We start from the raw sequence: 26,266 nt of genomic DNA, 5'->3' as shown, positions 1-26,266 counted from the left end.
GGCCAGACGCTGCCAGGAACACGTTTCCCCCGGGGAAGCCGCCCGCTCGCGAGCCGGCGCTGCACCGATTCTTGATCTTGAGGCAGATTCTAGGAGTCGCCGACCTTTCTCGACAATTAGAATATTTGCGAAACTATTTGCCTTTTCAGCAAAGGAACGGAGCCTTGTCCGCGGACGGGCGCAGGATACGCATGCACGGAATTGCCCTGAAATACTTCGTGGAGGTAGCCCAGGCCGGCAGCCTGAGCGGCGCTTCCCGGCGGCTGCACGTGGCCGTGTCGGCCATCAGCCGCCAGATCGCCCGGCTCGAGGAAGAGGTCGGCGCGCCCCTGTTCGAGCGGGCGCCGCGCGGCATGGCCCTGAGCGCGGCCGGCCGGCTGCTGCTGGCGCACGCCCGCCGCACCCAGATGGAGTCGGACGAGGTGCTGCGGCAGATCGCCGGGCTGCAAAGCGCGCCGCACGACGAGATCCGGGTCGGCGCGTCGGAAGGGCCGGCGCAGGGTTTCCTGCCAGTGGCCATGGTGGATTTCCGCAAGCAGTATCCGCGCACCCGCTTCACCCTGCACGTGCTGACGCCGCCCGAGGCCATGCGCGGCATCGCCGGCGGCGATATCGACGTGGCGGTGACCTTCAACGTCGAGCCGGCCCAGGGCGTGGCGGTGCGCCATTCCTGGCGCGCGCCGGTCTACGCGGTCATGGCGGCCACCCACCCGCTGGCCAGCCGCAGCCACGTGCACCTGGACGACGTCCTGGCGTACCCGCTGGCACTCACCGACGACAAAAGCACGGCGCGGCGCCTGCTCAATCGCGGCTGCGCGCTGGAGGACGTGGGCTTGCAGGCCGCGCTGGTGGCCAACTATTCACCGGCGCTGCACGGCTTCGTGCGCCATTCGGACGCGGTGATGTTCGCGGGCTATATCTCGGTGGCCTGGCGCCTGGCCCAGGACGGGCTGGTGGCCCGGCCGGTGGTCAGCGCCGAGCTGCAGTCGCGCAACCTGCAGATCCAGACCATGGAAGGAAGGCTGCTGCCGCCGGGGGTGGCGCGGTTCATCGAGCTGCTGAAGGCGCGCATCGATGCAGTGGAGGCGACGCTGGACTAGGGGGCAGCGTGCCAGGCACCTTGTAGCGACATGGAGGTGTCAGACACCCGCAGGGTGTCTGACACCTGGGCAGCCTGCCAGGGAGTTTGCAGCGACACGGAGGCGTCAGACACCTGGGCATGCTCGGGAGCGCGGCGGGCCTGCTTCGCTCCAGGTGCCTGACACCTGGGGTTGGCGGTTTACTTCGGATGCACCGACATGGCCAGGGTGTACTGGTCGCGCCGGCCCTCGTAGGTGATGCCCTTGCGGAAGGCCCAGATGCTGCTCTCGAAATGCAGCGGGATCAACGGCAGGTTGTCCAGTGCGATCTGCGTGGACTGCTGCAGCAGCTCCTTGCGCTTGGCCGGGTCGACCGTGACGATGGCCTGTTCGTACACCTTGTCGAACTCGGCATTCGAGAAGCCGCCGTAGTTGCTGGTGCCCAGGCTGCGGGCCGAATCGAGCGACGCCACCCACAACTGGAACAGCGCCGAGGCCTCGCCCGTCTCGTGCGGCCAGCCGCCCATGGCGAAACTGAACTCGCGCTTGGCGCGCTTGGGGAAGTAGATCGAAGCGGCCATGGCGTCGACATGGGTCTTGATGCCGATGCGCGACAGGTACTGCGCCACCGCCTGCGTCACCTGGGCGTCGTTGACGTAGCGGTTGTTGGTGGACGACAGGGTCAGTTCGAAACCGTCCGGGTAGCCGGCCTCGGCCAGCAGCTTCTTGGCGCCCTCGGGGTCATACTTGATTTCCGGGGCGTTGGGCAGCGCGCCGAACATGCCGTCGGGCATGTACTGGTAGGCGGGCGTGGCCAGGCCGTCCATGATGCGCGCATTGATGGTCTTGCGGTCGATGGCCATGCTGATCGCCTGCCGCACGCGCAGGTCCTGCAGCGGGTTCTTGCCGTCCGCGCTCTTGACGAACGGGCTGGGGTTGCGGCCCACGTCCGGCTGGAAGAACACCAGGCGGGTCGACGGCGTGGCCACGTAGCCGAAATTGCCGTTGTCCTTCAGGCGCGGCAGGTCGCGCGCCGCCGGGTTCTCGATGACGTCGAAATCGCCCGACAACAGGCCGGTCAGGCGCGGGCCGGCATTCGGTACCGGCACGAACTTGACGGTTTTCCAGTGGGGCTTGTTGCCCCAGTAGTTCTCGTTGCGCTCCAGCTCGATGCCGGTGCCCTTGACGTACGACTTCAGGGTGTACGGCCCGGTGCCGATGGCGTCCTTGCCGCTGTTGAAATCGGCCACCGTCGGCCAGGGGCCGGTCACGCCGCAGCCTTCCTTGGGCGCGAACTTGAGCGGTCCGTGCTCGACGATGCCGTTCCAGATGATGGGCAACTGCCGCGCCAGCTCGGCCGGCATCAGGGGGAAGGGTTCGGCGGTCTTCAGGATGACGGTGTGGGCGTCCGGCGTCTGCACGTCGGTCAGCAGCTTGGTGACCGTCATGTAGGACTGCGAGACATTGGTCTCGTTGTTGAGGGTGCGGCACACCGAGAACAGCACGTCCTGCGAGGTGAACGGCTCGCCGTTGGAGAACTTCACCCCTTCGCGCAGTTTCAGTTCCCAGGTCAGGTCGTCCAGGTTCTTCCACGAAGTCGCCAGGCCCGGCACCAGCGTCATGTCGGCGCTGCGGTTGATCAGCGAGTCGTACACGTGCGCCGCGAACGCGTCGTTCTGGGTCTGCTTGTGATAGTGCGGGTCGGCGGAAGTGGGCTCGGACGACAGCGCGATCGTCAGGGACTGGGCGCTTGCGGCGGGCGCGGCGGCCAGGCCGGCGCTGGCCGCCAGCAGGGCCAGGGTGGTACGCAATTTCATGGGGACTCCGAATGGCTAGCACGGCTGAGCGCTGCCGGCAGGGCGCCGGGAGTTGCAATCAATCGTGACAAGGGGCCGATTATCGGAACCCGCTTTACGCATTGTCAATGCGAGGCTTTGCCTATTGCGGCGCAGCATTCCTGGGCCACGCTAGCCCGGAAACAACAAGGCGCCGCGCCCCGCTTCGGGGTGCGGCGCCTTGGCAGGCCTGTGGGCGGACAGCCCAAAGCCCGGCCCTGGTGACAGGGTCAGGCTTCCGGCCGGAGGGCAATTACCACTGCGAACCGGCGTAACGGGCGCTGGCGGCGCGGGCGCGGTTCATGGCGTCGTGCACTTCGGCGACATAGTCGGCGAAGGCGACCACGGCACGGGCGATCGCGGCACCGGCCTGCTTGAGCAGGGCCAGCGGCTGGGCATTCGGTTGGTTTTCCATCGCGCCGCGCAGCAGGTCGCGTTCCAGCGCGTCGGTCAGGCGGGCATTTTGGTTCAGGGTCAGTTCGCTCATGGTTTCTCTCCAGTCCGTTTCGTCATGGGGTAAACCATTATAGGGATAACCCTAAGTGCAATGCAACATGAATCTGTGGATAAGTTGTAACCACCCCTATCCGTGGCCATTTCGCAACTGCCGGGCGGCGTCGGCGAGCTCGCCCGCGGTCAGCCCGATAGGCCCCACTCCGGCGTTCACCAGCGTGTCGGCGGCGGCGCCGTGCAGCCATACCGCGCCCGGCACCGCCTGGTCCAGCGGGATGCCCTGGGCCACGAGGCTGCCCAGCATGCCGGCCAGCACATCGCCTGTGCCGGCGGTCGCCAGGCCGGGGTTGCCAGTGAGATTGCGGCGACAGTGGCCGTCCGGGCGGCACACCAGTGTGCCGGCGCCTTTCAGGACGACCCAGGCTTGGTGGCGCGCCGCCAGCGCACGCGCGGCGGCGGGGCGGTCGGATTGCACTTGGGCGACGCTGCCGCCGAGCAGGCGGGCGGCTTCCGCGGGATGCGGCGTCAAGATGACCGGGCCTGGGCCCCAGGACGGCAAGCGGCCGGCGGCCAGCAGGTTCAGGCCATCGGCGTCCAGCACCAGCGGCGCACCGCCGCGCTGGTCGAACACGGCCGACAGGGCGGCCAGGCCCGCGGTTCCGGTGCCCAGGCCGCAGCCCGCCACCCAGGCATCGACTGGCAGGCCGGCGGAATGCAGGCTGGCGGCGTCGCGCAGCATCAGCTCGGGTTGCAGCGGGTCGCAGGGCAGGGGCGCGGCTTCTTGCGCGAACCCGACCAGGACCTTGCCGGCGCCGGTCTTGAGCGCCGCGCGCGCCGCCAGCAGCACGGCGCCCGCCATGCCGGGACCGCCGCCGACGATTGCCACGGTGCCGAAAGTACCTTTATGGGAGTCCGCCGGGCGGGCGGCGAACAGGGTGGGCAGGTCCTGGCGGAGGATGGGGCTGGGGCGGTCTGGGGCAGGCATGGCGGACCGTGGGCTGTGCGGGAAAGAAGTATCCACTATAGTGCCCGGAAAAACCCCAAGCCCGTTGCCGGAGTAGACAATGTCCGATCCTTCCCTTGATCACTATGCGCGCTATCAAGCCCTGAAGCTGCGCCGCCATCCCCAGGGCATTCTGGAAATCATCATGGGCGCCAAGGGCGGCGCGCCGGGCAAGCTGTCGACCGCGGACGACCGCATGCACCGCGAACTGGCCGACATCTGGCGCGATGTGGACACCGACCCCGACACGCGCGTGGTGGTGATCCGCGGCGAGGGCAAGGGCTTCTCGGGCGGCGGCGACCTGGAACTCGTGCAGCAGATGGCCGACGACTTCCAGGTGCGCGCCCGCGTATGGCGCGAGGCGCGCGACCTGGTCTACAACGTGATCAACTGCAACAAGCCCATTGTCTCGGCCATGCATGGCGCGGCCGTCGGCGCCGGGTTGGTGGCTGGCCTGCTGGCCGATATTTCCATTGCCGCGCGCGATGCGCGCATCATCGACGGCCACACGCGGCTGGGCGTGGCGGCGGGCGACCATGCCGCGATCGTCTGGCCGCTGCTGTGCGGCATGGCCAAGGCCAAGTACTACCTGCTGCTGTGCGAAGCGGTCAGCGGGGCCGAGGCCGAGCGCATCGGCCTGGTATCGCTGTGCGTAGACGAGGCCGAGCTGACCGCCAAGGCCTTCGAAGTGGCGGGCAAGCTGGCCAACGGCTCGCAGACGGCCATCCGCTGGACCAAATACGCGCTGAACAACTGGCTGCGCTTGGCCGGCCCCAGCTTCGATACCTCGCTGGCGCTGGAGTTCATGGGCTTCGCCGGCCCCGATGTGCGCGAGGGCGTCCAGTCGCTGCGCGAACGCCGCCCGCCCAATTTCGCGCCGGACGCGCCGTTCTGAACGGTGCGGGGATCCGGCCTGGCATGGCAGGCGTCTCTGTGGCAGGTGTCTGACACCCCTCGGGACGTCATCTGCCTGCGGCGGTTGCGCCATGGGGTGTCAGACACCTCCCAAGATGGCGTTGCAGGCGTCCAGGTAGCAGGGGTTGCAGGTGTCCAGGTTGCAGGTGTCTGACACCTCCCACCGGCGCCGGTCAGCGCTTGCGCGCCAGGAATTTCGCGAATGCGTCCTGGGCTTCCTGGGTTCGCAGGCGGGCGCGGAACTGGGTCGCTTCGAAATCCAGCGTCGCGTCGATGGCGGCGCGGTCGGCGCGCTTGAGCATGGTCTTGGTCAGGCGCAGCGCCTCGCGCGGCTGTGCGGCCAGGTCGGCGGCCGTGGCGCGGGCCGCGGCTAGCGCCTGGCCCGGCTCGGTGACCGCCGTGACCAGCCCGGCCTGGCACGCCTGCTCGGCATCGAACGGCAGCCCCTGCAGCAGCCATTCGGCCGCCCGGCGCGCGCCGGCCAGGCGCGGCAGCAGCAGGCTGGACGCGCCCTCCGGGCACAGGCCCAGCGCCACGAACGGGATGCGCAGGGTGGCGTCGCGCGCCGCGTAGACGAAATCGCAGTGCTGCAGCAGCGTCACGCCGATGCCTACCGCGTAGCCCTCCACGGCGGCGATCACCGGCACGTCGGTGGCGATCAGGGCGCGCAGGAACGTCATGCCGGCGCTGTCGCCCTCGGGCCGGTCGGCCTGGAAATCGCGCAGGTCGTTGCCGGCGGTGAAGTGCTCGCCGGCGCCGCGCAGGATCACCGCCGACAGGCCGCGGTCTTCGGTCGCCTGGCGCAATTGGGCTGCCAGGGCCGTATAGGTGGCGACGTCCAGCGCATTGCGCCGTTCCGGGCGATTGATGGTCAGCGACAGGATCGCGCCGTCGCGCTCGACCACCAGGCTGTCCGGCGCGGCGCTCATGCGAACTCCTTGCCCGCCAGCCGGGCCTGAGCTTGCGCGTATTCCTGGCGCAGCGTGGCGACGATTTCGGCGGCCGGCCGCACGCTGTCGATGCCGCCCACGCCCTGGCCGGCGCCCCAGATGTCCTTCCAGGGCTTGACCCGGGTGGAGCCGAAATTCGACGCCCCGGCGTCCGGCTGCGGCAGGTTGGCCGGGTCCAGCCCGGCCGCGGCGATGCTGGCCTTCAGGTAGTTGCCCGGGATGCCGGTGAAGAACGGCGTATAGAGGATGTCTGACGCGCTGGCCTCGACGATGGCCTGCTTGTAGCCGTCCGAGGCATTGGCTTCGGTGCTGGCGATGAAGCGCGTGCCCATGTAGGCGAAGTCCGCGCCCATGGCCAGCGCGGCCAGGATGCCCGCGCCCGACGTGATGGCGCCCGACAAGATCACCGGGCCGTCGTAGAAGCGCCGCACCTCGGACAACAGCGCGAACGGGCTGAGCGTGCCCGCATGGCCGCCGGCGCCCGCGCACACCAGGATCAGGCCGTCGACGCCGGCTTCCAGGGCTTTTTCGGCGTGGCGCACGGTGGTCACGTCGTGGAAGACCTTGCCGCCCCAGGCGTGGATGCCGGCCACCAGGTCGCCCGGCGCGCGCAGGCTGGTGATGATGAAGGGCACGCGGTGCTTGCCGCACAGCTGCAGGTCCTGCTCGAGGCGGTCGTTCGACTTATGGATGATCTGGTTCACCGCGAACGGCGCCACCACCGCCGCCGGGTCGGCCTGGCGACGGGCCGCCAGGCCTTCCTGGATTTCGGCCAGCCATTCGTCCAGCAGCGCCTGGGGGCGCGCGTTGAGGGCGGGGAACGAGCCCATCACCCCGCTGGCGCATTGCGCCAGCACCAATTGGGGGTTGGACACGATGAACATGGGCGAGCAGATGACCGGCAGCGTCATTTGCGCGTAGAGCTGGGAAGCCAGGGCGGGGGACTGGGTAGCGTCGCGTGCGTTCATGGGATTGGGCAGACAGGCAAGGTTGAATGTCGTCGTCAAGCGTGCTTATAATTACCTACCGGATGTCCGGTAATTAATTATCTACCATTTAACGGCACGCGCCCGGGGCCTGTCAATGCAGGCCGGCCGCGTGCCGGGACCAGCTTCCATGCCCGACCGCCCGATTCCCGCCAAGCGTCCGCGCGCCGGCCGTCCCCCCACGCTGGCGGCCCCGCGCGAGCGCATCCTGGAAGAGGCCGCCCGGCTGTTCGCCCGCTGCGGCTATGAAAGCAGTTCGGTGGCCGACCTGGCCGCCGCCATCGGCGTGTCCAAGGCCGCCATCTACCATTACTACACCACCAAGCAGGACATCTACGACGCCATCATCCTCGATGTGCTGAGCGGCATGACCGCGTCGGTGTCACAGGCGGTGGCGCAGGCGCCCAGCGCGGTCGAGCGGCTGCGCAGCTTCATGCTGGCCCATGCCCGCTACTTCGAGGACCACCACGCGCAGTTCGTCACCATGCTGGTGGGCTATTCCGGCATGGCCATCACCGAACGCGAAGACGCGGCGCGGCTGCGCGACGGCTACGAGCGCCTGCTGCGCGACATCATCGCCGGCGGCATTGCCAGCGGCGAGTTCCGCGCGCTGGACGTCGCCGCCACCGGGCGTGCCGTGCTGTCGATGCTGAACTGGATGGCCCGCTGGTACCAGCCGGGCGGGCCGCAGACCGCCGAGGCCATCGCGGCCGGCTACTTCGATTTGTTGTCCGGCGGGCTGGCTGCCCGCACCTAGCGCGGCCCGCCATCTCCGATTTCTTCTACAGGCTTTTCATCATGGCTCTCGATACTGAAACCCTGAACCTGCTGCTGGAGGCGGTGCGCCGCTTCGTCGCCGACCGGCTGGTGCCGGCCGAAGAGGCCCTGGCCCATACCGGCGAGATCCCGCCCGACATCGTTGCCGAAATGCGCGAGCTGGGCCTGTTCGGCCTGTCCATTTCGCCCGACTATGGCGGCCTGGGGCTCAACATGGAAGAAGAGGTGCGGGTGGTGTTCGAGCTGGGCCAGACTTCGCCCGCGTTCCGTTCGCTGGCCGGCACCAACATCGGCATCGGCTCGCAGTCCATCGTGCTGGCCGGCACCGACCCGCAGCGCCAGCACTATCTGCCCAAGCTGGCCAGCGGCGAGCTGATCGGCTCGTTCGCCCTGACCGAGCCTGACGCCGGTTCCGACGCGATGTCGTTGCGCACCACCGCCACGCGCGACGGCGACCATTACGTGCTCAATGGCACCAAGCGCTTCATTACCAACGCCCCCATCGCCGGCCTGTTCTCGGTGATGGCGCGCACCGCGCCCGAACGCAAGGCCTCTGCCATTTCGTGCTTCCTGGTCGACGCCGGCACGCCCGGGCTGACGCTGGGCAAGCCCGACAAGAAGATGGGCCAGGCCGGCGCGCTGACCTGCGACGTGGTGTTCGACAACTGCCGCGTACCGGCCACGGCGCTGTTGGGCGGCGAGGAAGGCAATGGCTTTCGCACCGCCATGCGCGTGCTAGACAAGGGGCGCCTGCACATTTCCGCTTTGTGCGTGGGCCTGGCCGAGCGCCTGGTGCGCGATGCCGTGCGCTATGCGACCGAGCGCAAGCAGTTCGGCCAGCCCATCGCCGAGTTCCAGCTGGTGCAGGCCATGATCGCCGACAGCCAGGCCGAACTGTATGCAGCCCGCTCGATGGTGCTGGACGCCGCTCGCAAGCGCGACCGCGGCGAGAACACCACGCTCGAGGCCGCCTGCTGCAAGCTCTACGCCACCGAAATGGTCGGCCGCGTGGCCGACCGCGCGGTGCAGATCCACGGCGGCGCGGGCTACATATCCGAATACGCGGTCGAGCGGTTCTATCGCGACGTGCGGCTGTTCCGCATCTACGAGGGCACGTCGCAGATCCAGCAACTGGTGATCGCGCGCGAGACGATCAAGGCGCTCTCGTAGCCTGCGTTCTTGTGCGCGTCGCGCACAAGAACGTGCGGAAAACGGAATACGCCTTTGCCATGGCAAGGGCTAATATGCAGAGTTCCCTTTCGCTATCGCATTCCCACTATGTCGCAACGACCCGCTCCCCTGACCGGCATTCGCGTGCTGGACCTGACCCGCGTGCTGGCCGGCCCCTGGTGCACCCAGAACCTGGCCGATCTGGGCGCCGAAGTCATCAAGATCGAACGCCCGGGCGCCGGCGACGACACGCGCGCCTGGGGCCCGCCGTACCTGAAGGATGCCGCCGGCAACGACACCACCGAAGCGGCCTACTACCTGAGCGCCAACCGCAACAAGTATTCGGTGGCGCTGGACATCGCCTCGCCGCGCGGCGCCGAGCTGGTGCGCGAGCTGGCGCGCCAGAGCGACATCCTGGTGGAGAACTTCAAGGTCGGGGGGCTGCGCAAGTACGGCCTGGACTACGACAGCCTGAAGGCCGACAACCCCGGGCTGATCTACTGCTCGATCACCGGCTTCGGCCAGACCGGCCCGTACGCCAGCCGGCCGGGCTATGACTTCATGATCCAGGGCATGGGCGGGCTCATGAGCATCACTGGCGAGCGCGACGACCTGCCCGGCGGCGGCCCGCAGAAGGCCGGGGTGGCGGTGGCCGACCTGATGACCGGCATGTATTCCACCGTCGGCATCCTGGCCGCCCTGCACGAGCGCGGCCGCAGCGGCCTGGGCCAGCACATCGACATGGCGCTGCTCGACTGCCAGGTCGCCATGATGGCCAACCAGAACCTCAACTACATGACCTCGGGCCAGGCGCCGCGGCGCGCCGGCAACGCGCACCAGAACCTGGTGCCGTACCAGGTGTTCGCCGCCAGCGACGGCCACCTGATCGTCGCGGTGGGCAACGACAGCCAGTTCCGCAACTATTGCCGCGTCATCGGCCTGCCCGAGCTGGCCGACGACCCGCGCTTCGCCACCAACCCGCAACGCGTGCAGAACCGCGACACGCTGGTGCCGCTGCTGGCCGAGCGCATGGCCACCGGCGAGCGCGACCACTGGCTGGCCGAGCTGGAAGCAGCCGGCGTGCCGGCCGGCCCGATCAACACGCTGGACCAGGTCTACCAGGACCCGCAGGTGCAGGCGCGCGAGATGCGGCGCGAACTGCCGCATCCCACCGGCGGCACCGTGCCGATGGCCGCCAGCCCGCTGAAATTTTCCGGCAGCCCGGTGCAATACCGCCGTCCGCCGCCCCTGCTGGGCGAGCATACCCGGCAGATCCTGGCCGAGCGGCTGGGAATGTCGGAGGAGGAAATCCTGGCGCTGGCGCAGCCGCGCGGGTAGCCCGGGTGCCAGGCCGTCTCGCAGGCGCTCCGGAAAGGTGCCTGGCGCCCATGGGGTGCCAGGCACCTGGGCCCTGGAGCTCGCCCATGGGGGTGTCGGACACCCGGGGCGCTGGCGGACCACGCAGCGGCGGCGCGCATTGCCCAACAGACATGAACAGGAAGGAGCACATTCGATGACAGACATCCAGACCATCGCCGTCGTAGGCGCCGGCGCCATGGGGCGCGGCATTGCACAGATCGCCGCGCAGGCGGGCGTGCAGGTGCGCCTGTACGACACCAACGCCGATGCCGTGGGCGCGGCGCGCGAGTCGCTGTGCCAGCTGTGGGACAAGCTGGCGCAGAAGGGCAAGCTCAGCGCCGCCGACGCGGACGCGGCGCTGGCCCGCGTGCAGCCGGCCGCGTCGCTGGACGCGCTGGCCGACTGCCAGGTGGTCGTCGAGGCCATCGTCGAGCGCCTGGACGTCAAGCGCGAGCTGTTCGCCAAGCTGGAAGACATCGTCGGCCCGGACTGCATCCTGGCCTCCAACACCTCCTCGCTGTCCATTACCGCCATCGCCGCCGCCTGCACGCGTCCGCAGCGCGTGGCCGGTTTCCATTTCTTCAACCCCGTGGCGCTGATGAAGGTGGTGGAGGTCATCGACGGGCTGCGCAGCGACCCCGCCGCCGGCGACGCCCTGGCCGCGCTGGCGCGCCGCATGGGACATACCCCCGTGCGCGCCAAGGACATGCCCGGCTTCATCGTCAACCACGCGGGCCGCGGCATGAATATCGAAGGCCTGCGCGTGGCGCAAGAAGCCGTCGCGCCGTTCGCGCAGATCGACGCGATCATGCGCGAGCAGGCCGGCTTCCGCATGGGGCCGTTCGAGCTCATGGATCTCACCGCGCTGGACGTCTCGCATCCGGTCATGGAATCCATCTACCGGCAGTTCTTCGACGAGCCGCGCTTCCGCCCGTCGCCCATCACCACGGTGCGGCTGGCCGGCGGGCTGATCGGCCGCAAGGCGGGCGAGGGCTTCTATGCCTATCCGGACGGCCAGAAGCAGGCGCCCGCCGAACCGCCCGTGCCGGCCGCGCAAGCCGGCCTGCGGGTCTGGATCAGCCCGGCCCATGAAGAAGGCCAGGCGCGCGCGCAGGCCTTGCTGGAAACGCTGGAGGCCAGCATCGTCGACGCGGCCGAGCCGCCCGAAGACGCCCTGATCCTGGTCACGCCGTATGGCGAGGACGTTTCCACCTGCGCCTACCAGCAGGGCCTGGATGCGGCCCGCACGGTGGGGCTGGACACCCTGCATCGCCTGGAGGCCGGCAAGCGGCGCACGCTGATGCTGTCGCCGGCTACGCAGGCGCGCTGGCGCGACGCCGCCCATGCGCTGCTGGCGGGCGACGGCACGCCGGTCAGCGTCATCCAGGATTCCCCCGGTTTCGTCGCGCAGCGCATCGTGGCCTGCATCGTCAACGTCGCCGCCGAGATCGCCCAGCAGGGCATCGCCACGCCATCGGACATCGACCGCGCCGTCACGCTCGGGTTGGGCTACCCCGCCGGGCCCCTGGCCATGGGCGACGCGCTGGGCGGCGCGCGCATCCTGGAAATCCTGCGCAACCTGCAGCGCGTCACGGGCGACATGCGCTATCGCCCCAGCCTGTGGCTGCAGCGGCGCGTGCAGCTGGGGCTGTCGCTGCTGGCCGAGCCGGCGGCATAATTTCCAGCGGCTTGGCGGCCCGGCGCTACGCTGCCGCGCGGCGCCGGGCCGGCCGCCGCGTGCGCGGGTCCGCGCCCAGGTGCGCCAGCAGGCTCTGCATGGGCGCGGGCAATTCCTCCCATGCACGGAAGCACAGGCATAGCTGCCGGCGCGCCCAGTCGTCGGCCAGCGCCACCACCTGGTACGGGTAGCGGCGCCGGTGGCGGCTGGCGATGCCGCGCGGGATGATGCCCACGCCGACGCCGTGCGCGACCATCTCGCACAAGCCTTCGAAAGTCTTCATGCGGATGCGCGGCACCAGCACGCGGCCGGCCGCGCGGGCATGCTCGTCGATATGGTCCTGCAGCGCATTGCCCGGCGCCAGCCCGACGAACGGCTCGTCCAGGACCGCAGCGAAATCCACCGTGCGGACCGCTGCGAGCCGGTGGCCGGCGGGCACGACCAACGCCAGATGGTCCTTCGCCACTGGTTGCAGCCGCAACCCCTGTGGCTCGACCGCATCGGATACGATCCCGGCCTGCGCCAGCCCCGCCACGATCGTCCGCACGATTTCCGTGCTGGTGCGCTCCTTCAGTTCGACACGCAGGCGCGGCCGCGTGGCCAGCCACGGCGCCAGCTTGCGGGGCAGGAATTCGGTCAGGGCCGCGGTGTTGGCATATAGGTGCAAGGTGCCGCGTTCGCCCGCCGCGAAGTCCTGCAGTTCACCCCGCAGCAGTGCCTGTTGCCGCAGGATGATGCGGGCATGGTGCGCCAGGGCCTCGCCGGCTTCCGTGGTGGCCACGCCGCGGTGGCGGCGTTCCAGCAGCGGCACGCCGGCATCGGCTTCGATGCTGCGCAGCCGTTCGCTGGCCGACGCCAGCGCCAGGTTGGCGCGCGCCGCGCCCTGCGTGATGCTGCCGGCATTCACCACGCACAGGAACAGGCGCAGGTCCGCGAGATCGAGCCGCATGGCGTTGCCTCCTGGTGCCTTCGGCCTAACCGAAGGCAGGAACGGAAAAACCACATTGTGCCAAGGCGCCGGCCCGGCTCCAATACCGGCATGAACGAACTCTCGCCTTTCCTGTTCCTGGTGTTCGCCGCGACCTTCCTGGCCGCCGGCCTGGTCAAGGGCATCACCGGCATGGGCCTGCCCACCGTCGCCATGGGCCTGCTGGGCGCCGCCATGTCGCCGGCCGCCGCGGCCGCCATGCTGGTGATTCCCTCATTTGTGACCAACCTCTGGCAATTGCTGGCCGGGCCCGCCACCGCCCGGCTCATCGTCCGCCTATGGCCCATGATGCTGGGCGTGGTCGCTGGCACCGTCGGCGGCGCCGCGTTGCTGGTGCGGGTCGACCCGTTGTGGTCGGGCCTGGCCCTGGGCGTGGCGCTGATCGTATACGCCGCCTATGCCCTCGCGGCGCCGGCGTTCGCCGTCCCGCCCCGCATCGAGTCCTGGCTGTCGCCCGTCGTCGGGCTGGTCACCGGCGTTATTACCGGCGCCACTGGCGTGTTCGTGATGCCGGCCGTGCCCTACCTGCAGTCGCTGCGCCTGGAGCGGGACGAATTGGTCCAGGCGCTCGGCCTGTCGTTCACCATATCCACCGTGGCGCTGGCCGCCGGCCTGATGGCCCACGGCGCTTTCCGGCTGGAGCAACTGGCGCTATCGGCGCTGGCCATCGTGCCTGCCTTGGCCGGCATGTGGCTGGGGCAGGTGATCCGGGCGCGCATCAGTGCGCGCGCGTTCCGGCGCTGCTTCTTGCTGTTCCTGCTGGTGCTGGGCGTAGAGCTGGCCGCGCGGCCTTTCTTCTGACAGCCCCTGGCAGGCGGCCGCGCGCGCTGTTCATTCATGAAAGAGGAGACCGCCATGACCAATGACCCGCGCAAGCCTGCCCCCGTATCCCGCCATGGCCCGCCCATCGCGGCCCGACTCGGGCCATGGCTCGCGGCATGTGTCCTGTGCCTGGCGGTTGCGTTGTCGTCACAGGCCGCCAAGGCGCCCGATGTCACGCCGGAACAGGCATATCAATTGGCGCTGGAAGCCCGCACCGCGCGCGACTACGCCGCGATGCTGGCATTCCTGCGGCAGGCCGGCGAAGCCGGCGAGTTGGCCGCGCAGGAGATGCTCGGCAGTGTGTTGCTGGCCGGCCCGGCCTTGTATGGCGATGCGGTCCCGGCGGATCCCTGCGAAGCAGCGTTGTGGGTGCGCCGCGCCGCGGCCCAGGGCAGCGCGGTGGGCCGGCATCAGCGCGACATCCTGAACGGGATGCGGGACCTGCCCGGGGGCCGTGCTGCCTGTGCCGCGCCGCCGCCGGCGTGAGTGGCGCCGCCGGCTGGCCGCGTCGCAATGAAAAAACCCGGCACAGCTTGCGCTGGCCGGGTTTTTCACGTGCGGGATACGGCGCGGGCTTACTTGGCCGCGTTCACCATGTACTCGACCGCGGCGCGGATATCGGCCTCGGACGCATTGGCGGCGCCACCCTTGGGCGGCATGGCGCCCTTGCCGGTCATGGCGACCTTCACCATGGCGTCGATGCCGGTCTTGATGTACGGTTCCCAGGCGGCCTTGTCGCCGAACTTGGGCGCGTTGGCCACGCCGGTGCCGTGACAGGCGAAGCAGGTGCTCTTGTACAGTTTTTCGCCGGCCGGGTTGACGGCGGCCTGTTCCTGGGGCGCTGCTTCAGGCTTGGCTTGCGGGGCGGCCTCGGCCTTGGGCGCGGCGGCAGCGGCGGGGGCCGCCGCGGCAGGCGCCGGCGTCGCGGCGGGGGCGGCCGCCTGCTTGGCTTCTTCAGGCTTGGCGCCTTCCTGGGCGGGCGCGGCCGGCTCTTCGAACGAACCGCCGGACTCGTTGGCCATGTAGACCACCGCGCGGGCTACTTCGTAGTCGCTCAGCGCCGGGTTGCCGCCCTTGGCGGGCATGGCGCCCTTGCCGTGCAGCGCCACATTCAGCATGGATTCGAACCCGCTCTTGATGAAAGGCGCCCAGGCGGCCTTGTCGCCGAGCTTGGGGGCGCCCGCCACGCCGGCGGTGTGGCAGGCCGTACAGACGGCCTGGAAAACTTGTTCGCCGGTCTTGAAGACCTTGGGCGCATTGGCGTCGACCAGATCGAAGCCGGCCACCGGGGCGATACGCTGGGCCACGGCTTCTTCGGTCAGGCTGTCGGAGCCGGCGCCGGTCTTGGTGCTCGAAGCCACCATGTTTACCAGCAGAAGAATGATGATGATGGGGATCAGGAAGGCCAGCACGATCGTGACGATCAGTTGCTTGGGCGACTTGATGGGCGAGGCGTGTTCTTCGTTGTGTTCCTGCTCGTTGCTCATAACCAAATCCTGCAAATCGGGTACCGGGGCGCCTGATGGCGGCAACAGAAGAATAACTACAGCGCAAGGCATCGGCCAAGAAATCAGACCCATCCCCGCATGCAAACGATGGATTATATAACGGCCCGCCCGGCCGGCACGCGGGGCGCTACGGGCGCGGGCGCGGGGCGCCCCGGCAGAGACTCAAAACTTCGGTACAATAGCGCCTCTTCGCGCCCGTAGTTCAATGGATAGAATGAGAGTTTCCGAAGCTCTTGATACAGGTTCGATTCCTGTCGGGCGCGCCAGAATATCAATGGGTTACGTGGGGTGTATGCCCACGTTGCGTCCCAAGCACGGTTTTAGATCCCATCTGCCGAGATAAGTACACGCGGCTCCCTTTCAACGTGAGCTGCTCGGCGCGTCCCGCACCCGCGAAGGAAGCGGCGGTGATCCGGAAGATGCGCCACGGCCGACAAGGTACGGGAAAGAGTGGCGGAATCCAGGTTTGATTGGGTGGTGCGCAGGCGCGCCGCTCAGTCCTCGGCGCCTGATGCCGCGTCGGGCGCGGGCTGGCCGCTCCAGAAGTCCGCTTTCGGCGGGCTCATATCCAGATCAGCCAGCACTTTCAATACGATGGCCATGCCCGTATTGCCGGCCGGAACTCCCGCATACACGGCGGTTTGCAGCAGCACTTCGCGCAGGGTGTCCAGGTCCAGCGCGGCGGCGGCCGGATCGTCAGCGGGCGCTTGCAAGCCAGTGCGCACATGCAGCTCGAATTCTTCCCAGCGGCTCATGGAGGCCGTGATGGCCAGCACCATGATGCGGCGCGTGCGGGGATCCAGGCCCGGGCGGCTCCAGATGCTGTCCCAGGCATAGCAGGTGATCATGCGCTGGAATTCGACATTCAAGGCATTGGCATTGCCGACCGAGCGCTCGACCCAGGCCGTACCCAGTACCTGGCGGCGGTTGGCCAGGCCGCGCTCCAGCGCGTCACGGGGAAGCGAGTCAGACATCTTCGGGCTCCTGTTCAGGCGTGGCGGAATCCAGGCCGTCCAATAGTACGGCGCAGTTGTCGGCGGAGGCCTGCACGGCGCGTCGTGGATCGGTCGCCACCGCCAGGGCCTGTTGGGCTATTGGTGTGTATTCGGCGCCGTGGGTGTCGTCCATCCACCGCTGCAGCAAATGCGACAGGGGGAGGCCTTGTGCCAGTGCCTGCGCCGCCAGCCGCTCGACCGCTTGCTGCGCGGCCTCGCGACCGGCCAGCGGGGCCAGGGCATGGGCGCAGGCTTCCGAGTAGACCACCTCTTGCAGGGCGTCGATGTTGGCCTGCATCCGCGCCGTATCGACCTGCAGGCCCTCGGCGGCCAGGCGCAGAGCCGCGGCGGCAGCGTGGGCATGGCGCCAGAAAGGCGCCCAGGCCGACAGCTCGGCCTGCCATTCCCCCAGCGCCCGTTCATGCGCCTGTGCCATCGAGGCCAACAGGGTCGCGGCCAGGCCAGGGATGGGATGGGTCTGCGCAATGGCCTGCATGCAGTGCACCGGGTTGCGTTTGTGCGGCATGGCGCTTGAAGTCCGGCCGCGCGGAGCTTCGGTCAGCTCTGCCACTTCGAACTGGGACATGAGCGACCAGTCGCGCGCCAGCTTGGCCAGGCTACCGGTACAGACGGCCACTTCCATCGCCAGGCGCATCCAGGCGTCGCGCTGCGTATGCCAGCTGTGCCCGCAGGCGGACAAGCCCAGTTCGGCGGCCAGGGCCTGCTCGACCTCGTTGGCCTGCCGGCCCATGGCGGCGCGATTGCCCACCGCGCCGCCCAACTGCACGCAGAGCGCGCGTGGCGCCAGATGGCGCAACTGATCGGTGCTGCGCCGCAGGGCGGCGGCGGATTGGGCACACTTGAGTCCAAAGCTGGTGATCTGCGCCGGCTGCAGCAAACTGCGCGCCATGATGGGAGTGGCTGCATGGGCCCGCGCCATGGTGCGCAGCGCGGCATCCAAGCCATCCAGCTCGCGCAGCAGCGCCGCCAGCGCCGTTTGCGTCAACAACGCGTGCGCGGTGTCGACGGCGTCCTGCGTGGTGGTGCCCCAATGTAGATAGGGCAAGGCCTCGGGGGCCTGGTGCGACAGCCTGTCCTTGATGGGGTCGACCAGCCCGATGCCCAGCGCGCCGGTGTGCCGGGCGCGCTCGACGAACGACGTGCGGTCCAATTGCACGGCGGCGCAAGCGCGCGCAATCGCGGCGGCCGCCGCGGCCGGTATCAGGCCGCTGGCTGCCTGCGCCCGGGCCAGGCCGGCCTCGAAGCGCAGCAGGGCGTCCAGCCACTGCGCGTCCGTGAATAGCGCGACATCGCCGGCCGGGTTCAGGCTGTCGTCGATCAGGGAGGCCTGCATGGCAGCAGCGCCGTCGCTCATACCGAGGCGCCAGATCGCTTGACCACGTCGCCCCATTTATGGCCCTCTTCGTCGATACGGCGGCGGTATTCAGCGGCGTTGCCCAGCAGCGGCTCGGCGCCTTCGACTGCCAGTTTGGCCTGGAATTCGGGCGTCGCGGCGACTTTCAGGATCTTCGATTCCAATTGCTGGATCGTGTCCTGCGCGATGGACTTGGGCGCGAGTATGCCGTAGGTCAGCGTGCTTTCGAAGCTGGCCAGCTCCGGCACGCCCGATTCGATCATGGTGGGGACGTCGGGCAGCAGGCGGGTGCGCTTCGGGCTGGTGACTGCCAGGGCGCGCAGCTTGCCGGACTTGATCAGGGTCATCGCGGCCGGGATCACGCTGAAGCTGAAGTCGACCAGCCCGCCGGCCACATCCGCCAGCGACGGCGCCGTGCCCTTGTAGGGCACATGGACGGCCTGGGCGCCCAGCATTTGCAGGAACATCTCGCCGGTCAGGTGGCCGCCCGTGCCGTTGCCGCTGGACGCGTAGTCCAGGTCGGAACCCTTGCCGCGCAGCGCCTCGGCCAGTTGCGCGACGTTGCGGATGGGCGATTGTGCCGGCACCACCAGCACCAGGGCCGACGACGCGAACATGGCCACCGGCTGCAGGTCGGTCGGCGCATTGAATTTCAGGTTCTTGTACAGCGCCGGGTTGATCGACACCGTGCCGGTGTGGCCCAGCAGATAGGTATTGCTCTGGGCCGCGGCGCGCACCACTTGCTCGGTGCCCAGGTTGCCGCCCGCGCCGGGCTTGTTCTCCACGATCACGTCCTGCTTGAACATCTCGCCCATGCTGTGCGCCAGCTGGCGGGCCAGCACGTCATTGCCGCCGCCCGGTGCGAACGGCACGATGATGCGCATCACGGCCTGGCCTTGTGCCCAGGCTGGCGCCAGGGACAGGGCCGTCAGCCCTAGCGCGGCGGCCAGGGCGTGGCGGCGGGGCAGTGAAAGCGGGGCGGGGCGATGCATCGGGTCTCCTGGTTATAGATAAACGACCCAGGCATTGTCATCTCTGGCGGCTGTTGCAATACAGTACGTATCGCTTTCATCAAATGAAAGAAAATACAGGCAATGGACATTCGTTACCTGAATAACTTCCTGAAGGTCGTGGCCGTCGGCTCGATGTCCGAGGCCGCGCGCCAACTTAGCCTCAGCCCCGCCGCCGTGGCGCAGCAGATGCGGGCGCTGGAGCGAGAACTGAACGTATCCCTGCTGGAGCGCCAGGGGCGCAGCGTGCGCCCCACGGCTGCCGGCCAACGCCTGGTCGAACGGGGCCGCCTGCTGGTGCAGGACACCGAAGCGCTGCGCCACTGGGTCAGTACGGACGACGACGCGGGCGAACTGCGCCTGGGTACGGTCAATACGGCCCTGCATGGCTTTCTGCCCGACATCCTGCAAGCCTTCAACGACCACTACCCCAGCGTGCGGATCGCGCTGCGCATTGGCATCACGCCGGCGCTGTATGGCGCGCTGGTGCAATCCGAACTGGACGCGGCGCTGTGCCTGAAACTGTCGTTCGACCTGCCCAAGACGGTGTGCTGGACGCCGCTGCGCCAGGAGCCGCTGGTGGTGCTGGCGCATGCGCGCGACGCCCAGCGCGATCCGCTGGAGCTGTTGCGCAATGCGCCGCTGGTGCGTTACGACCGGCAGCTAGCGGGAGGCAGCCTGGCCGAGCGCTATCTGCGCGCCCAGGATATCCATCCCATCGATCGCATCGAGCTGAATTCCATCATGGCCATTGCCTTGCTGGTGGAACGCGGCCTGGGCGTGGGGCTGGTACCCGACATCGGGCAGGGCCTGGCCGGTCCGAATCTGTGCAAGCTTGCGGTGCCCGAGGTGGCCGGCGCGAGCGCGCCGCCGCCCCGGGAACTTGGACTGCTGTGGCGCCACCGGTCGCCGCGGGCACGCTGGGTGCGCACGCTATTACAGTGCGCGCAAGAGATCGCGAAGGTTACGTAGCGCTGCCCAGGATTATCAGTCGGTGCGCACGTTGGCCCGCTGCGCCAGCTTGCGCCGGCGCGGCTCCTGGAGGCTGGCGTGGGCAAGCGGCGCTGGACATCGCAGCGCTGGCGCGCTGATCAGCTTGCGGGCGCAGGCCGCGGCCCGACGCCGCGATCGTGCAGGCGCATGGCGGCCTGGCGGCTTGCCATGCGACTACGCCGCGCCGACCCGGCGGCGTTCGCGGCCCAGGCCCACTTGCCGCAGCGCGTCCAGCAGGCTGGCGCCGGCCGGGGACAGGGCGATGTCCGTGCGCCGGATCAAGCCGATGGGTTCATCGGTGCCGCCGGCCGGCATGGGCAGGCGTGCCAGCAGCCCGCTTGCCACTTCGTGCTCGACCAGGCTGGACGGCACGAACCAGATGGCGTCGTTGTGCAGCGTGACGGCCAGGTTCAATGACACCGACAGGCTTTCCAGCGTGCCGGCCGGCGTGACGATGCCCAGTTCGGCGATCATGCTTTCGGCCGACTGCCTGATCAGCGTGCCCGCGGGCGGCATGATCAGCGGATAGCCGCCCAGCGATTCCGCCGTCAGGACGCCCAGGCCCAGCAGGGGATGGCCAGCCTGCACCACGGCCACCATGGGTTCGCGAAACAAGTGCTCGAAGTTCATGCCCGCCATCGCTTCCGGATCACCCAGGCGGGCCAGGGCGAGTTCGATTTCGGCGGACCGCAGTCGTTCGATCAGTTCGATGTTGCGGCCGATCACGACCTGGATATTGGCGCCGGGCCAGGCAGCGCGATGCCTGCGTAATGCTTCGGGCAGCAGCACGCTGGCCACCGTGGGCAGCGCGCCCAGGGCCACTGTGGCGGGGGCCGGCTGGCGGCTGGCCGACAGCTTGCCGATGCCGTCGCGCAGGCTGCCCAGACAGGCGTTGGCATACGGAGCAAAGGCGCGGCCATCTGGCGTCAGTGCCGCGCCACGCCGCCCGCGTTCGAACAGCTTGGCGCCCACCAGCGCTTCCAGTTCGGCCAGGGTCTTGGAAATGGCCGGCTGGGTCAGCGACAGACGTTCGGCGGCGCGTTGCAAGCTGTTCAGCTGGGCAACCGCAATGAAGCACTGTATGTGGCGCAGCTTGAGCGGCAAGCCGATAAACGCATTTTCCATAACTTTTTATACCATCAAAGCGCAAAAAATATCAGTTTCCATAACTTTCCATCTTCCCTATCGTGATGGCTCGCCTCATCTTGACCGGACACCGCGATGGACCGACTTCCTTTGCCCCAGACCGTGCTCAGTCCTCGCGACTGGAACGAACATCCGCCTTATCAATACCCCGCCTATAAGTCGTCCATGTCGCGCAGCCCCACGCTGCTGCCGATTCCGTTGCCGGACGCCATGAAGAACCGCTACGCGCCGGTATACGGCGCCAGCGACCTGGGCGCGCTGGACCATGACCTGACGGCCAACGCGGCGCGCAACGGCACTCCGCTGGGCGAGCGCATCGTAGTGACCGGACGCGTGCTGGACGAGCGCGGCCGGCCGGTGCGCAATACCTTGGTCGAAGTCTGGCAGGCCAATGCCGCGGGGCGCTACGTGCACAAGGGCGACCAGCACGACGCGCCGCTGGATCCCAATTTCCTGGGGGCGGGGCGCTGCATGACGGACGCGCAGGGCTGTTATCGCTTCGTGACTATCAAGCCGGGCGCGTATCCCTGGGGCAACCACAGTAACGCCTGGCGTCCGGGCCATATTCATTTCTCGTTGTTTGGCGAACAGTTTGGTTCGCGGCTGGTAACGCAGATGTATTTCCCCGGTGATCCGTTGCTGGCGCTGGACCCGATATTCCAGGGCACGCCCGTCCATGCGCGCGACCGCCTCGTGTCGCAGTTCACGTTGGACGCGACGCAAGAGGGCCATGCACTGGGGTACCGATTCGACATCGTGCTGCGTGGCCCCCGCGAAACCCCGATGGAGTGATAGATGGCCTTGCTGAAACAGACACCTTCGCAGACCGTGGGCCCGTTCTTTGCCTACGGGTTGTGCCCCGAGCAATATCACTTCGATTTCCGCAGCCTGTTCACGCCGGTGATTGCGCAGCCGCACGTGCCAGGCGTGCACATCACCCTGATAGGCCAGGTCTACGACGGACAGGGGCAAATCGTCAGCGATGCTCTGATCGAAGCCATCCAGGCTGATGCCGACGGCCAGTACGTGACCTCGGTCGAGCAGGCCCGGCACAGTGGCTTCACCGGCTTTGCGCGGGTGGGTACCGGCACGGACGCCCAGTCGCGTTATGTGATCGAGACCATCAAGCCGGGCGCGACCGGCCCTGCATCGGCGCCGCATCTGGATGTGATTGTGCTGATGCGGGGCATGCTGCTGCATGCCTATACGCGCATTTACTTCGACGACGAAGAACTGGCCAACGCGCAGGACGACGTGCTGGCGGCCGTGCCATTCGAACGACGTGCCACCTTGATCGCCAAGCGCCAGGCGGGTGGATCGCGCCTGGTCTATCGCTTCGATATTCATTTGCAAGGGCCGCAGGAAACGGTTTTCTTCGATCTGTGACGGACCGCGCATATGGCCTGCGCGGGCAGGCCAGAGCACCTTCTGTCTGACGCGGCAGATCCGCACGACGCGCCGATCCCGCCCGCGCGTACCGTCATACGCGTCATTGCCCCCCGGCATCCAAGCGTTTGCATGCCGGGGCTTGCGCGCGCCCGTGCATCTCGCGTCGATGCCGCGTGGCCTCAGGGAAAGTCCCCGGTTTATTTGTCCAGACTATCCATTGAGATTTTATTAGACCTCTAATAATATGGTTCATCAACGCTCGCTTGGATCGGGAAAAAAATACGAACCGGTTCAAGCTGCCTCTTGCCAACAACGCGTGGAATAAAACCTGGAGAGACAACATGTTCAACATCGGAACGGTATCGGGCTGTAGATGGAGCATGGCCAAGCGGCTGGCGCTGCTGGCCTGCATCGGAGCGGGTAGCGCCGTCATGGCGAACGCGGGGGCGGCGGAAAGCGCCGACAAGTTTCCCAGCCACGCGATACGCTTCATCGTGCCCTATGCGGCCGGCGGCTTGCCCGACACCGTGGCCCGGGTGGTGGCCCAGCACGTGTCGGGCAGCCTGGGGCAGTCGGTGGTGGTAGAGAACAAGCCGGGTGCCAATGGTGTGATCGCGGCGCAGGCACTGATGAGCAGTCCGCGCGACGGCTATACCTACCTGGTGACCGACGGATCGATGATGTCCATCAATCCGGCCCTGTACAAAGACCTTTCGTACAGTCCCAAGCGCGACTTTGCCCCGGTGTCGCTGATCGCGACGTCGCCGCTGTTCCTGGCGACCGCCACGCAGACCAAGATCGCCTCGCTGCAGGATTTCATCGACAAGGCCAAGGCGCAGCCGGGCAAGCTGACGTATGGATCGTCGGGCATTGGCAGCACCCATCACCTGACTATGGAAGCCATGGCGCTGGCGACAGGTATTCAGGTGGTGCACGTGCCGTTCCGCGGTTCGGGGCAGTCGGTACCGGCCCTGGTGGGCGCACAGGTCGACGTGGTGTTCGCCGCGCTGCCGTCGCTGTCCGGCTTCGCGGAAAAGGGGCAGGTCAAGATCCTGGCCACCAACGCGGGCAAGCGTTCCGCGCTGGCGCCGAACATCCCGGCCATTTCAGAAGTGGTGCCGGACTTCAATTTCGCGGTCACGGTGGGAGCCTGGGCAGCCAGCGGCGTGCCGGATTTTGCCGTGCAGCGCATCAGCGCCGAGATCGCCAAGGCGGTCAAGGCCCCCGCCGTGGTGAAGCAGTTCAACACCCTGGGGATCGAATCGGTGGGCGGATCGCCCGCGCAATACAGCGCCTCGATCGACAGCGAAACGAGCCGCTACGAAACCGCCATCAAGAGCGCGGGCATCAAGACCAATTGAATTCACGCGCCGCGTCGCGATGCGGCGCCGGGCGCCTTGCTTTTCTTTATTATTAGATATCTAATAATTTAAACGTACCAAGCGGGTTAGCCCGCGCTTTTGTTCCAGGAGGGCCTATGTTGACGGCCGAAGAAAACGACCTGCTTTGCCGCATCACCGGCGAAGCCGCGATGGGGCAGTTGATGCGCCGGCACTGGCTGCCTGTTTGCTTGAGTGAAGAAGTCAGCGAACCGGATGGCGATCCGGTGCAGGCGCGCGTGCTGGGCGAAGACCTGGTGGTGTTTCGCGACACCGATGGTCGCGTAGGTGTCATGGATGAATACTGTCCGCATCGCCGCGTCTCGTTGGTCTACGGCCGCAACGAAGAATGCGGCCTGCGCTGCCTGTACCACGGCTGGAAAATGGACGTGGAAGGCAATGTGATCGAGATGGTGTCGGAACCCGCGGCCAGCGCCATGGCCGAAAAAGTGAAGCACAAGGCCTACAAGGTGCAGGAATGGGGCGGCATGGTGTGGGCCTATATGGGCCCGCAGGACGGCATTCCCGACTTCATGCCGCCCGCCTGGGCGCCGCGCGCCGACGTCAAGGTCAGTATCGCCAAGATTCTGGTGCCCTGTAACTGGGCGCAGATCCTGGAAGGGGCGATCGACTCGGCCCATAGCTCCAGCCTGCATTCGTCGGACTTCGTGCCGGCGCGCGTGACCGGCGCGGAAGCCACCGACAAGAACTGGCTGCGTCCTTCCACCGACAAGGCGCCGCGCATGCAGGTGCACCGCACTTCCTATGGGTTCCGCTATGCGGCCATCCGGCGCCCTATTGTGAACGCCGCGCAGACTGACTATGTGCGCTCTACCATCTTCGTGGCGCCCTTCAGCGTGCTGATCCCCCCCAACAACCTGTACAACGTCGCCAATGTGAACGTGCCGATGGACGATACCCATACGGCGTTCTATTTCATTGCCTGGGGCGACAAAGCCATGACGCCGGATACCGAGACCTGGCGCAAGTTCCTGGGTGCCACGGTGGGCAAGGACCTGGACGAACGCTATCGGCCACTGCGCAATACCGAGAACCGGTTCTGGCAAGACCGCCAGGCGATGAAGGCGGGCAACTTCACGGGTATCAAGGGCTTCCCGAATCAGGATATTGCCATGTGGGTCACCATGGGCCCCATCGCCGACCGCTCGGCGGACCGGCTGGGCGCCAGCGACCTGGCCATTGTGGAGTTCCGCCGGCAGATGCTGGATGCCGTGCAGGCGTTCCAGCAAGGCGATGCCGCCATCGGCACGGGTGACAGGCGTATCCCGCCCCAGGTATGCGCGTTCCAGGCGATCGTCCCCAAGACGGTGGACTGGCGCGAGTTCGCCGCCCAGCCGGTGGGCGCCGATACGGCATCGGGGCCCCAGCTTGAAAGCAACTACCAGACCACCGCCTGACGGAGACACGCATGGCCAAACTGCAGCTTTCTATCGCCATGGGCGATTACGACCGCAACCGGGCGCTCTACGATGGCGCCGTGCAGATAGACGGCGTGGATCCCGCCTATATGCTGTTGAATCCGGAGGAAATGTTCTTCCGGGCGTTCCGCTTCCAGGACTTCGACGTCAGCGAATTGTCGTTCTCCAGCTACCTGGTGAAGCATGCGGCGGGCAATTGCCCCTATATTGCGATTCCGGTGTTCCTGTCGCGGGCGTTTCGCCATACGTCCATCTATGTGCGCAAGGACAGGATCAAGGCGCCTGCAGACCTGAAGGGTAAGAGGATCGGCATCCCAGAATACCAACTGACGGCCAACGTGTGGGCCCGCGCCATCCTGCAAGACGACTACGGCATCAGCCCGGCGGACGTGACCTGGGTGCGCGGCGGCATCGACCAGCCGGGGCGCCCCGAGAAAATCAAGCTGCGACTGCCGGACGAGGTACGGATGGTCGACGCGCCGGCGGACACCACGATTTCCGACATGTTGGACCGTGGCGAGATCGACGGCTTCATGGCGCCGCGCGCGCCATTTGGCGCGGCGCGCTCGAATCCGGATATCGGCTGGCTGTTCGACGATCCCGTGGCCGTGGCCAAAGACTATTACCGGCGCACCGGCATCTTCCCCATCATGCATGTGCTGGGCGTGCGCAAGACGCTGGCCGAACAGCATCCCTGGCTGCCGGGCGCCCTGTTCAAGGCTTTCGAGCAGTCGAAGGCGGCCGCGCTGGAGAAGCTTTCGGACACCTCGGCCACCAAGGTCACCCTGCCGTTCGTCGAAGAACAACTGAAAAGCGCGCGCGATACGCTGGGCGACAACTACTGGGCATACGGCGTGCCCGATAGCCTGAGGACGCTGGAAGCCTTTACGCGCCACCACCACCAGCAGGGGCTGTCCAGCCGGCACGTGCCGGTGCAAGAGCTGTTTCATCCCAGCACCTATGAAACCTACAAGATCTAGGCCGGGTGGCACGCGGGTAGGCCAATGCCACGGCCCC

Annotated in this window: 25 protein-coding genes and 1 tRNA gene; 15 read left to right on the top strand and 11 right to left on the bottom strand. The window is 67.6% G+C overall.

Annotation, left to right across the window (positions count from 1 at the left end; genetic code table 11):
• Positions 1-191 precede the first annotated feature (191 nt).
• Positions 192-1,100: a LysR family transcriptional regulator gene (locus ACKTT0_RS06645; protein WP_407849138.1), complete on the top strand. Its 909-nt coding sequence runs from the start codon at positions 192-194 to the stop codon at positions 1,098-1,100.
• A 179-nt stretch (positions 1,101-1,279) separates the two neighbouring features.
• On the opposite strand, the gene ACKTT0_RS06640 is transcribed toward ACKTT0_RS06645, so the two are convergent.
• From ACKTT0_RS06640 to ACKTT0_RS06630, 3 genes are all read right to left on the bottom strand, one after another.
• Positions 1,280-2,896, bottom strand: a complete 1,617-nt coding sequence (locus ACKTT0_RS06640) for an ABC transporter substrate-binding protein (RefSeq protein WP_407849137.1) — start codon at positions 2,894-2,896, stop codon at positions 1,280-1,282.
• Between the two features lie 271 nt (positions 2,897-3,167).
• Positions 3,168-3,401, bottom strand: coding sequence for a hypothetical protein (locus ACKTT0_RS06635; RefSeq protein WP_028354559.1), 234 nt, complete (start codon positions 3,399-3,401; stop codon positions 3,168-3,170).
• 96 nt (positions 3,402-3,497) lie between these two features.
• On the bottom strand, positions 3,498-4,352 hold the full coding sequence (locus ACKTT0_RS06630; RefSeq protein WP_407849136.1) for an NAD(P)H-hydrate dehydratase: 855 nt from the start codon (positions 4,350-4,352) through the stop codon (positions 3,498-3,500).
• 79 nt (positions 4,353-4,431) lie between these two features.
• On the opposite strand from ACKTT0_RS06630, the gene ACKTT0_RS06625 reads away from it, so the two are divergent.
• Positions 4,432-5,265: an enoyl-CoA hydratase/isomerase family protein gene (locus tag ACKTT0_RS06625; RefSeq protein ID WP_407849134.1), complete on the top strand. Its 834-nt coding sequence runs from the start codon at positions 4,432-4,434 to the stop codon at positions 5,263-5,265.
• A 193-nt stretch (positions 5,266-5,458) separates the two neighbouring features.
• On the opposite strand, the gene ACKTT0_RS06620 is transcribed toward ACKTT0_RS06625, so the two are convergent.
• Together ACKTT0_RS06620 and ACKTT0_RS06615 are read right to left on the bottom strand one after the other, a co-directional pair.
• The gene (locus tag ACKTT0_RS06620) at positions 5,459-6,214 is read right to left on the bottom strand and encodes an enoyl-CoA hydratase-related protein (protein WP_407849132.1); all 756 of its coding nucleotides are present in this window, start codon (positions 6,212-6,214) and stop codon (positions 5,459-5,461) included.
• Complete coding sequence (locus ACKTT0_RS06615) at positions 6,211-7,203, bottom strand: NAD(P)H-dependent flavin oxidoreductase (protein ID WP_407849130.1); 993 nt, start codon at positions 7,201-7,203, stop codon at positions 6,211-6,213. Before ACKTT0_RS06615 ends, ACKTT0_RS06620 begins: the two co-directional genes overlap by 4 nt.
• 148 nt (positions 7,204-7,351) lie before the next feature.
• On the opposite strand from ACKTT0_RS06615, the gene ACKTT0_RS06610 reads away from it, so the two are divergent.
• From ACKTT0_RS06610 to ACKTT0_RS06595, 4 genes are all read left to right on the top strand, one after another.
• On the top strand, positions 7,352-7,978 hold the full coding sequence (locus tag ACKTT0_RS06610; RefSeq protein ID WP_407849128.1) for a TetR/AcrR family transcriptional regulator: 627 nt from the start codon (positions 7,352-7,354) through the stop codon (positions 7,976-7,978).
• Between the two features lie 41 nt (positions 7,979-8,019).
• Positions 8,020-9,168: an acyl-CoA dehydrogenase family protein gene (locus ACKTT0_RS06605; protein ID WP_407849126.1), complete on the top strand. Its 1,149-nt coding sequence runs from the start codon at positions 8,020-8,022 to the stop codon at positions 9,166-9,168.
• 108 nt (positions 9,169-9,276) lie between these two features.
• Positions 9,277-10,506: a CaiB/BaiF CoA transferase family protein gene (locus ACKTT0_RS06600; RefSeq protein WP_407849124.1), complete on the top strand. Its 1,230-nt coding sequence runs from the start codon at positions 9,277-9,279 to the stop codon at positions 10,504-10,506.
• A 175-nt stretch (positions 10,507-10,681) separates the two neighbouring features.
• Positions 10,682-12,205, top strand: coding sequence for a 3-hydroxyacyl-CoA dehydrogenase (locus ACKTT0_RS06595; RefSeq protein WP_407849122.1), 1,524 nt, complete (start codon positions 10,682-10,684; stop codon positions 12,203-12,205).
• 25 nt (positions 12,206-12,230) lie between these two features.
• On the opposite strand, the gene ACKTT0_RS06590 is transcribed toward ACKTT0_RS06595, so the two are convergent.
• A complete protein-coding gene (locus tag ACKTT0_RS06590) occupies positions 12,231-13,154 on the bottom strand; it encodes a LysR substrate-binding domain-containing protein (protein WP_407849120.1) in 924 nt (307 codons plus the stop codon).
• Positions 13,155-13,244: 90 nt separating this feature from the next.
• Here ACKTT0_RS06590 and ACKTT0_RS06585 point away from each other — a divergent pair, with 90 nt between their 5' ends.
• Both ACKTT0_RS06585 and ACKTT0_RS06580 read left to right on the top strand, forming a co-directional pair.
• Entirely contained in the window at positions 13,245-13,994 is a 750-nt protein-coding gene (locus tag ACKTT0_RS06585) for a sulfite exporter TauE/SafE family protein (protein ID WP_407849118.1), read from the top strand.
• Between the two features lie 54 nt (positions 13,995-14,048).
• Positions 14,049-14,501, top strand: a complete 453-nt coding sequence (locus tag ACKTT0_RS06580; protein WP_407849116.1) for an SEL1-like repeat protein — start codon at positions 14,049-14,051, stop codon at positions 14,499-14,501.
• Between the two features lie 89 nt (positions 14,502-14,590).
• Here the strand turns inward: ACKTT0_RS06580 and ACKTT0_RS06575 are convergent, their stop codons facing one another.
• Complete coding sequence (locus ACKTT0_RS06575) at positions 14,591-15,502, bottom strand: c-type cytochrome (RefSeq protein WP_407849114.1); 912 nt, start codon at positions 15,500-15,502, stop codon at positions 14,591-14,593.
• Between the two features lie 212 nt (positions 15,503-15,714).
• Between ACKTT0_RS06575 and ACKTT0_RS06570 the strand changes: the two genes are divergently transcribed.
• Positions 15,715-15,789, top strand: a tRNA-Arg gene (locus tag ACKTT0_RS06570).
• 228 nt (positions 15,790-16,017) lie between these two features.
• Here ACKTT0_RS06570 and ACKTT0_RS06565 read toward each other — a convergent pair.
• The 3 genes from ACKTT0_RS06565 to ACKTT0_RS06555 are packed head-to-tail and all read right to left on the bottom strand — an operon-like array spanning position 16,018 to position 18,885.
• Positions 16,018-16,497 carry a carboxymuconolactone decarboxylase family protein gene (locus ACKTT0_RS06565; RefSeq protein WP_407849112.1) on the bottom strand — a complete coding sequence of 160 codons (480 nt, stop codon included), beginning with the start codon at positions 16,495-16,497 and terminating at the stop codon, positions 16,018-16,020.
• Positions 16,490-17,893: a lyase family protein gene (locus tag ACKTT0_RS06560; RefSeq protein ID WP_407849110.1), complete on the bottom strand. Its 1,404-nt coding sequence runs from the start codon at positions 17,891-17,893 to the stop codon at positions 16,490-16,492. The genes ACKTT0_RS06565 and ACKTT0_RS06560 overlap by 8 nt, the downstream gene beginning before the upstream one ends.
• Positions 17,890-18,885, bottom strand: coding sequence for a Bug family tripartite tricarboxylate transporter substrate binding protein (locus ACKTT0_RS06555; protein WP_407849109.1), 996 nt, complete (start codon positions 18,883-18,885; stop codon positions 17,890-17,892). The genes ACKTT0_RS06560 and ACKTT0_RS06555 overlap by 4 nt, the downstream gene beginning before the upstream one ends.
• 102 nt (positions 18,886-18,987) lie before the next feature.
• Here ACKTT0_RS06555 and ACKTT0_RS06550 point away from each other — a divergent pair, with 102 nt between their 5' ends.
• Positions 18,988-19,875 (top strand): LysR family transcriptional regulator, encoded by an 888-nt coding sequence (locus tag ACKTT0_RS06550; protein ID WP_407849107.1) that lies wholly within the window; start codon positions 18,988-18,990, stop codon positions 19,873-19,875.
• A 195-nt stretch (positions 19,876-20,070) separates the two neighbouring features.
• Here ACKTT0_RS06550 and pcaQ read toward each other — a convergent pair whose 3' ends face one another.
• Positions 20,071-21,021: a pca operon transcription factor PcaQ gene (pcaQ, locus tag ACKTT0_RS06545; RefSeq protein WP_407849106.1), complete on the bottom strand. Its 951-nt coding sequence runs from the start codon at positions 21,019-21,021 to the stop codon at positions 20,071-20,073.
• Positions 21,022-21,117: 96 nt separating this feature from the next.
• Between pcaQ and pcaH the strand changes: the two genes are divergently transcribed.
• The 5 genes from pcaH to ACKTT0_RS06520 all read left to right on the top strand — a co-directional run bounded on the left by pcaH (position 21,118) and on the right by ACKTT0_RS06520 (position 26,229).
• Positions 21,118-21,834: a protocatechuate 3,4-dioxygenase subunit beta gene (gene pcaH / locus ACKTT0_RS06540; RefSeq protein ID WP_407849105.1), complete on the top strand. Its 717-nt coding sequence runs from the start codon at positions 21,118-21,120 to the stop codon at positions 21,832-21,834.
• A gap of 3 nt (positions 21,835-21,837) precedes the next feature.
• Positions 21,838-22,428: a protocatechuate 3,4-dioxygenase subunit alpha gene (gene pcaG, locus ACKTT0_RS06535; RefSeq protein ID WP_407849103.1), complete on the top strand. Its 591-nt coding sequence runs from the start codon at positions 21,838-21,840 to the stop codon at positions 22,426-22,428.
• A gap of 344 nt (positions 22,429-22,772) precedes the next feature.
• Complete coding sequence (locus ACKTT0_RS06530) at positions 22,773-23,792, top strand: Bug family tripartite tricarboxylate transporter substrate binding protein (RefSeq protein ID WP_407849101.1); 1,020 nt, start codon at positions 22,773-22,775, stop codon at positions 23,790-23,792.
• A 116-nt stretch (positions 23,793-23,908) separates the two neighbouring features.
• Positions 23,909-25,228 carry a Rieske 2Fe-2S domain-containing protein gene (locus tag ACKTT0_RS06525; RefSeq protein WP_407849100.1) on the top strand — a complete coding sequence of 440 codons (1,320 nt, stop codon included), beginning with the start codon at positions 23,909-23,911 and terminating at the stop codon, positions 25,226-25,228.
• Between the two features lie 11 nt (positions 25,229-25,239).
• The gene (locus tag ACKTT0_RS06520) at positions 25,240-26,229 is read left to right on the top strand and encodes an ABC transporter substrate-binding protein (protein ID WP_407849099.1); all 990 of its coding nucleotides are present in this window, start codon (positions 25,240-25,242) and stop codon (positions 26,227-26,229) included.
• Positions 26,230-26,266: the final 37 nt, after the last annotated feature.

The organism is Bordetella saccharivorans (assembly GCF_045862855.1).
Classification (GTDB): domain Bacteria; phylum Pseudomonadota; class Gammaproteobacteria; order Burkholderiales; family Burkholderiaceae_B; genus Bordetella_A; species Bordetella_A petrii_F.
The sequence above is the reverse complement of the archived record's forward strand: the minus strand, read 5'-3'. Positions and strand labels throughout refer to the sequence as shown.

Excerpts from the sequence above, each read along its gene's own strand:
- ACKTT0_RS06645 (WP_407849138.1), top strand. The coding sequence starts at position 192 with ATGCACGGAATTGCCCTGAAATACTTCGTGGAGGTAGCCCAGGCCGGC.
- ACKTT0_RS06640 (WP_407849137.1), bottom strand. The coding sequence starts at position 2,896 with ATGAAATTGCGTACCACCCTGGCCCTGCTGGCGGCCAGCGCCGGCCTG.
- ACKTT0_RS06635 (WP_028354559.1), bottom strand. The coding sequence starts at position 3,401 with ATGAGCGAACTGACCCTGAACCAAAATGCCCGCCTGACCGACGCGCTG.
- ACKTT0_RS06630 (WP_407849136.1), bottom strand. The coding sequence starts at position 4,352 with ATGCCTGCCCCAGACCGCCCCAGCCCCATCCTCCGCCAGGACCTGCCC.
- ACKTT0_RS06625 (WP_407849134.1), top strand. The coding sequence starts at position 4,432 with ATGTCCGATCCTTCCCTTGATCACTATGCGCGCTATCAAGCCCTGAAG.
- ACKTT0_RS06620 (WP_407849132.1), bottom strand. The coding sequence starts at position 6,214 with ATGAGCGCCGCGCCGGACAGCCTGGTGGTCGAGCGCGACGGCGCGATC.
- ACKTT0_RS06615 (WP_407849130.1), bottom strand. The coding sequence starts at position 7,203 with ATGAACGCACGCGACGCTACCCAGTCCCCCGCCCTGGCTTCCCAGCTC.
- ACKTT0_RS06610 (WP_407849128.1), top strand. The coding sequence starts at position 7,352 with ATGCCCGACCGCCCGATTCCCGCCAAGCGTCCGCGCGCCGGCCGTCCC.
- ACKTT0_RS06605 (WP_407849126.1), top strand. The coding sequence starts at position 8,020 with ATGGCTCTCGATACTGAAACCCTGAACCTGCTGCTGGAGGCGGTGCGC.
- ACKTT0_RS06600 (WP_407849124.1), top strand. The coding sequence starts at position 9,277 with ATGTCGCAACGACCCGCTCCCCTGACCGGCATTCGCGTGCTGGACCTG.
- ACKTT0_RS06595 (WP_407849122.1), top strand. The coding sequence starts at position 10,682 with ATGACAGACATCCAGACCATCGCCGTCGTAGGCGCCGGCGCCATGGGG.
- ACKTT0_RS06590 (WP_407849120.1), bottom strand. The coding sequence starts at position 13,154 with ATGCGGCTCGATCTCGCGGACCTGCGCCTGTTCCTGTGCGTGGTGAAT.
- ACKTT0_RS06585 (WP_407849118.1), top strand. The coding sequence starts at position 13,245 with ATGAACGAACTCTCGCCTTTCCTGTTCCTGGTGTTCGCCGCGACCTTC.
- ACKTT0_RS06580 (WP_407849116.1), top strand. The coding sequence starts at position 14,049 with ATGACCAATGACCCGCGCAAGCCTGCCCCCGTATCCCGCCATGGCCCG.
- ACKTT0_RS06575 (WP_407849114.1), bottom strand. The coding sequence starts at position 15,502 with ATGAGCAACGAGCAGGAACACAACGAAGAACACGCCTCGCCCATCAAG.
- ACKTT0_RS06565 (WP_407849112.1), bottom strand. The coding sequence starts at position 16,497 with ATGTCTGACTCGCTTCCCCGTGACGCGCTGGAGCGCGGCCTGGCCAAC.
- ACKTT0_RS06560 (WP_407849110.1), bottom strand. The coding sequence starts at position 17,893 with ATGAGCGACGGCGCTGCTGCCATGCAGGCCTCCCTGATCGACGACAGC.
- ACKTT0_RS06555 (WP_407849109.1), bottom strand. The coding sequence starts at position 18,885 with ATGCATCGCCCCGCCCCGCTTTCACTGCCCCGCCGCCACGCCCTGGCC.
- ACKTT0_RS06550 (WP_407849107.1), top strand. The coding sequence starts at position 18,988 with ATGGACATTCGTTACCTGAATAACTTCCTGAAGGTCGTGGCCGTCGGC.
- pcaQ (WP_407849106.1), bottom strand. The coding sequence starts at position 21,021 with ATGGAAAATGCGTTTATCGGCTTGCCGCTCAAGCTGCGCCACATACAG.
- pcaH (WP_407849105.1), top strand. The coding sequence starts at position 21,118 with ATGGACCGACTTCCTTTGCCCCAGACCGTGCTCAGTCCTCGCGACTGG.
- pcaG (WP_407849103.1), top strand. The coding sequence starts at position 21,838 with ATGGCCTTGCTGAAACAGACACCTTCGCAGACCGTGGGCCCGTTCTTT.
- ACKTT0_RS06530 (WP_407849101.1), top strand. The coding sequence starts at position 22,773 with ATGTTCAACATCGGAACGGTATCGGGCTGTAGATGGAGCATGGCCAAG.
- ACKTT0_RS06525 (WP_407849100.1), top strand. The coding sequence starts at position 23,909 with ATGTTGACGGCCGAAGAAAACGACCTGCTTTGCCGCATCACCGGCGAA.
- ACKTT0_RS06520 (WP_407849099.1), top strand. The coding sequence starts at position 25,240 with ATGGCCAAACTGCAGCTTTCTATCGCCATGGGCGATTACGACCGCAAC.